The organism is Salinispora goodfellowii (assembly GCF_059570675.1).
Map to the genome: position 1 here is coordinate 1 of NZ_JCANTD010000070.1, position 5,088 is coordinate 5,088.

The 5,088-nt window shown below is 67.2% G+C and carries 4 protein-coding genes and 1 pseudogene; 1 reads left to right on the forward strand and 4 read right to left on the reverse strand.

All coding sequences use genetic code 11. The annotated features are described in order from the left end of the window. A pseudogene (locus T398_RS26470) lies at nucleotides 1-358 on the reverse strand (right-handed parallel beta-helix repeat-containing protein); the annotation flags it as partial. 443 nt (nucleotides 359-801) lie between these two features. Here T398_RS26470 and T398_RS26475 point away from each other — a divergent pair. Further along, nucleotides 802-1,887: a TSUP family transporter gene (locus T398_RS26475; RefSeq protein WP_496450531.1), complete on the forward strand. Its 1,086-nt coding sequence runs from the start codon at nucleotides 802-804 to the stop codon at nucleotides 1,885-1,887. An 83-nt stretch (nucleotides 1,888-1,970) separates the two neighbouring features. Here T398_RS26475 and T398_RS26480 read toward each other — a convergent pair whose 3' ends face one another. From T398_RS26480 to T398_RS26490, 3 genes are all read right to left on the reverse strand, one after another. Continuing rightward, nucleotides 1,971-3,143, reverse strand: a complete 1,173-nt coding sequence (locus T398_RS26480) for a serine hydrolase domain-containing protein (RefSeq protein WP_496450528.1) — start codon at nucleotides 3,141-3,143, stop codon at nucleotides 1,971-1,973. An 89-nt stretch (nucleotides 3,144-3,232) separates the two neighbouring features. Further along, nucleotides 3,233-3,727: an OsmC family protein gene (locus T398_RS26485; protein ID WP_496450529.1), complete on the reverse strand. Its 495-nt coding sequence runs from the start codon at nucleotides 3,725-3,727 to the stop codon at nucleotides 3,233-3,235. 199 nt (nucleotides 3,728-3,926) lie between these two features. Beyond that, nucleotides 3,927-5,088, reverse strand: a 1,162-nt coding sequence (locus T398_RS26490; RefSeq protein WP_496450530.1) for a right-handed parallel beta-helix repeat-containing protein, incomplete at its 5' end; no start/stop codon positions are given.

Consider the following 5,088-nt stretch of genomic DNA (forward strand, 5'->3'; position numbering starts at 1 on the left):
TCTGCGCGATCAACGCATCCGCGTCACACGGGACCGGAATCCCCGTCGGCTTCTTCTCCGAACCCCTGCCCTTCTCCCCGCCCTTGCCCTTGTCGTCGTGCTTGCGCTTACCCGCGTCGTGCTTACCCCCGTCGTGTTTACCCGCGTCCCGCTTACCCCGGTCACCGCCGCGATCACCACCGTGCTCATCGGCGACGGTCAGGGTACGCCCGAGCGCATCCGCCGCCGGGCTGGCAGCAACGCCGACGGCGCTCAAGGCCAGACCGGTCACCCCGGCCAACCCCACCGCCCACCACCGCCGCCGCGCCCGACCCCCGCCAGGCCGCACCGGCCCCTGAGTCTGGTCCTGATTACTCATCGTGAACTCGATGTCCTTCCCCCGTACCCGACAAGGACCCACCACCCGCACCCACGAGGGCCGCCCTCGGCTACCAACCGGCGGTAGCAGCCACCCGCAACCTAAACCGACACACACCCCACACCAACATGAACACGAAAAAACTGCCCGAATCGGGCACGCGTTCTGGGTGAAATCTCTGTTGAGGTCAGGGCCGTCCGCTGGGCTGGGCTGGGCTGGGCTGGCTTGAGTATCGGTCGACGGTTGGTGGGCGGCCCCCGATCCAGCCCGGCTCGACCCGGCCCACCAGAAGAGGGCCGCGCGACCGGAGCTGGAGGGCGTACCGGCCCGCTGGCCAATTCTTTTGTTTTGCTCTTTTTGGTCCTTGCCGAACATTGGCGGCTGCGAACGACTAGACCGTGGCTGATGATTCAGGGAATACTATGGAAGGCGGGATGGCGGAAATGGTGCGAGTTCCCCGAGTGTTGCTGGTAAACGCCGTCCTCGCGGCGATCGTGTGGCTGATCTGGGCAAAGGTGTGGGGGTGGGGCTACTTTACCCGACTCGAAGAGAACTGGCCGGTGGCGCTAACCATGGTGTTCGGATCACTGGTTGGGGGTGGGACCAGTGAGGGTGGTGGTGCGATCGCCTTTCCGGTGATGACGAAATTGCTGACCGTGCCGCCGGACCAGGCGCGTATCTTCACCTTCGCCATCCAGTCGATCGGCATGACTGCGGCTTCGCTGTCGATCCTGCTCTGCCGGGTGCCGATAGAGCGGCGGGTGGTGCTGTACGGCTCGACCGCGGGAATGTTGGGCGTGGTGCTCAGCGTGACGCTGATCGCCCCACATGTGCCGCTGAAGCTGGTGCGGGTGTTGTTTACGATGCTGCTCGTGGCGCTCGCGGTAGCGCTACTCATGCAACTGCGTCAGCGCGGATATCGGCGAAATTTCGTGGTGCCGATGTGGACTGCCCGGGAGCGCAATCTGGTCCTGGGTGCCGGTTTCGCCGGCGGACTGCTGAGCGGTGTGGCCGGGGTGGGTGAGAACTGCGTCATGTTCTTGTTGCTCGTGTTGCTTTTTCGGGTTTCGGAGAAGGTGGCGACCCCGACCACGGTGGTAATGATGACGCTGGTGTCGATCGCCGCGTTTCTGACGCATGTCTTCGTCGTCCGCGATTTCACCGGGTTTGTGGTTGATTACTGGATCACTGCCGCACCGGTGGTGGCCGTGGGGGCCCCGCTGGGGGCCTGGATCTGTACCCGACTGACACCCTTGACGATCCGCGGGGTGCTGTTCGTGCTGATCTTCGCGGAGCTGGTCAGCACCCTCCTCCTGGTGCCGTTCACTCCCGCCCTGGCCGTTGGCAGCGTCGCGGTGCTCGTGTTGTTCACGATCGTCTGCCTGGTCCTGATCCGTCAGGACACGTACGCCCGGCCATGGCTGTCCCGATTCGGGGATGGCACCGGGATGGGCCTGGGCGCTGGGGCCGCCGAGCGGCCGGCTGGACCCAATGCCAGTACCCGGGAGGACCTGCAGGATGTCGGATAGGCATCCGCCCGGCGCTCCGTGCCCCGCTCCAAGAAGCGAGGCACGGAACCTCCCGGGGAGCGAGGCACGGAACCTCCCGGGGCCTACTCGCAGAGGGCCCCGTCCACGGCGGCCTCGACCTGACCGACGGCCCTCTCCGTGGTGGGCGTCGAGGTGACGGCGATGGTGACGGCGCGGCCGTCCTCGGTGACGCCGCCGCGGGCCGTGAAGCCGGGAACGTCCCCACCGTGTCCCCAGGCGCGGTCGCCGCAGGGCAGGTCCCAGCTCATCAGGCCGAGGCCGTAGCCGCGGCCGGGAAGGGCGGGGACCGTGGTGCGCATCTGGTCGAGTTCGGCGGGCTGGAGCAGGTCCCCGGCGAGGAGAGCGGCGAAGAAGCGATTGGTGTCGCTGGGGCTGGAGATCATCGCGCCGGCCGCCCAGCCCCAGGACGGGTCCATCTTCGTGACGTCCTGCAGCGGCTTGTCCGGATCGTCGGTGAAGTAGCCGTGCGGGTGCCGGCCCCGGATGCCCTGTTCGCCGACGTTCGGGAAGTAGGTGTCGCGCAGTTTGAGGGGGACGATGATGCGGTTGGTGATCTCCTCAGCCACCGGACGGCCGGTGACCTTCTGGATGAGCAGCCCGGCGACGAGGTAGTTGGTGTTGCTGTACTCCCACCCCGCGCCGGGTGCGAAGCTCGCCTTGTCCGCGAGGGCCAGGTCGAGCAGGTCGCGCGGCTCGAAGTAGGTGTGCCGGAGGAGGAAAAAGTCCGGGGCGATCTCGTCCGCATAGCCGGGTAGGCCACTGGTGTGCTGCAGCACCTGCCGTACGGTGATCTGTCGCCCGTCGATGCCGTCGCCACGGATCAGGCCGGGCAGGTACGTCTCGATCGGCTCGTCCAGGTCGACCTTGTCCTCGCCGACGAGCTGCAGGACCACGGTGGCGACGAAGGTCTTGGTGTTGCTGCCGATGCGCACCCGCCCGTCGACCGGGGGTTTGCGCTTGGCGCCGAGTTCGGCCACACCGGCGGTGTAGTTCCGGCTACGGCCGTCGGTGGTGCGGACGGCGGCGAGGGCGGCGGGGAACTTCTCCTCGGCCACGAGGCGGTCGAGGTCTGCTTGCACGCCGTCGCGGTGGCGGACGGCATCGGCGCTCGCCGCGGGGGCGGCCCCGCTGAGGGCAAGACTGCCGACGAGGGCGAACGACGTCACGGCGGCCAGCGCGCGTCGCCGGGTCGAGAACACCGGCGAGCGGCGGTGTGGGCTATTCCGGTCGAACATGGGAACAACTCCTCATTGCCCTCGATGCGGAGGGCGGGCTTGTTGGGAGGAACCCAGTTTCGAGGGAATGAGCTTCGAGATCGATGCTGCTACCTGGCCGGTTCTGGTGGTGGTAGCCGGACCACGGTGCGCGCCTCGTGTCGTACCGGGAAGGACACCGAGGCGGCGATGAAGCACCGGGCGTTCGCCTCGACGTGCAGCGCGGTCGCCCGTTTGACCATGTCGACATCGGTGACCGTCACCACCGGGCGGAGCAGGACGTCGGTGAAGCGGGCGGCACCGGTGTCGTCCTCGCGCATCGTGCCGTGGGCGGCGTCCTGGTAGTCGACGACGACGACCTCGTCGACCGCACACAGGTGCAGGTACCACAGCAGGTGGCACTGGCTCAGCGACGCGACGAGAAGTAGCTCCGGGTTCCACTGTCGCGGGTCGCCGCGGAACGCCGGGTCGGCGGAGCCGGCGAGGAGCGGGCGGCCGGGGCTCACCGTGTCGTACGACCTGTCGTACGCGCGGTAGTCCGCCGTACCGCGTCCACGGTTGCCGGTCCAGGTGGTCGCGATCTCGTAGGTATGGGTCCGGTCCACGGACGAATTCTGGCAGGAGGCTCGTCGTGTTTCTAGATAGCTCGGTCTCGACCCCGCCGGCGGAGGGCCCGTTCCGACCGAGCCGGCGGAGGGCCCGTTCCGACCGGGCCGGCGGAGGGCCCGTTCCGACCGGGCCGGCGGCGGGCCCGCTCGCACCGACATGACGGTGGGAGCGGGCCCTCGTGGTTCTGCGGCTTCGCTATCCGGCGCAGCCGGGGACGTTGACGCAGTTGTTGGGTCGGTTCTTGATGACGATGGTGCCGGTGGCGGTGTTCAGGTTCACCGTGCCGGCGACGTTGAAGATGCCACCGCCATCGGTTGCGGAGATGTTCTCGACCACCTTCGTGGCGAAGAGGCTGATCGTGCCTTCGTTGTAGATGCCGCCGCCGTTGTCGGCGGCTTGGTTGCCGATGATCTTGGTGTGTCGTATGACTGTTTGGCCTGCGTTGTAGATTCCTCCGGCGGCTGAACCAGTATTGGTGTTGTTCTTGATGATGCTGTCCTCGACGACAGCGAAACTGTCTGACGCCACGAACAAGGCACCGCCGAGGGCCGATGCGGTGTTGTCGGTCAGGTTGACCTTCCGCATCGTGAGTTGCCCGTCGCTCTCGACCCGGGCGGCGCCACCGCCACTGCTGCGGGCCGTGTTGTCGGTGAACGTGGTGCCGGTAACCGTGCCGATGCCGCCGACCACCCGCAATCCTCCGCTGGCGTCCGCGAAGTTGCCGGAGATGGTGCCGCCCTTGACCGTGACGGTGCTGGTGGCTGAGGAGATGCCGCCCCCACCGCCACCGGTAACCGTGTTGTTGTCGATGTGGGACTTGATGACTTCTAGCAGGCCGGTGCTGTAGATTCCGCCGCCCTCCGTGGCGGCGGTGTTACGGTCGACTGTGGAGTACTTGACCCGGGTGGTGCCGTTGTTGGCGATGCCGCCACCCGAGCCGCCGGCGATGTTGCGGGTGATGGTGCTGTGCTTGGTGGTCAGTGCTCCACCGGCGTTGACCAGGATCCCCCCGCCGTCCTCGTCGGTCTGCCCGCCGGTGACAGTCAGCTTGTTGAGGGTGAGGTCACCGCCAACATCCACGGTGAAGATCCGGAATTCGTCAACAGCGGCGGCACGTTCGATGACGGTCTTCTTGCCGCCGTTGAGGGTGATCGGGGCGGTGATCGCGGGCAGCCCCGCACCGTTGAGGTCGGCGGTGAGCAGGTAGGTGCAGTCCTTGGCCAGATCCAGCACCGCACCACCACGGGCATTGGCCAGGGTGATCTGCGCGATCAACGCATCCGCGTCACACGGGACCGGAATCCCCGTCGGCTTCTTCTCCGAACCCCTGCCCTTCTCCCCGCCCTTGCCCTTGTCG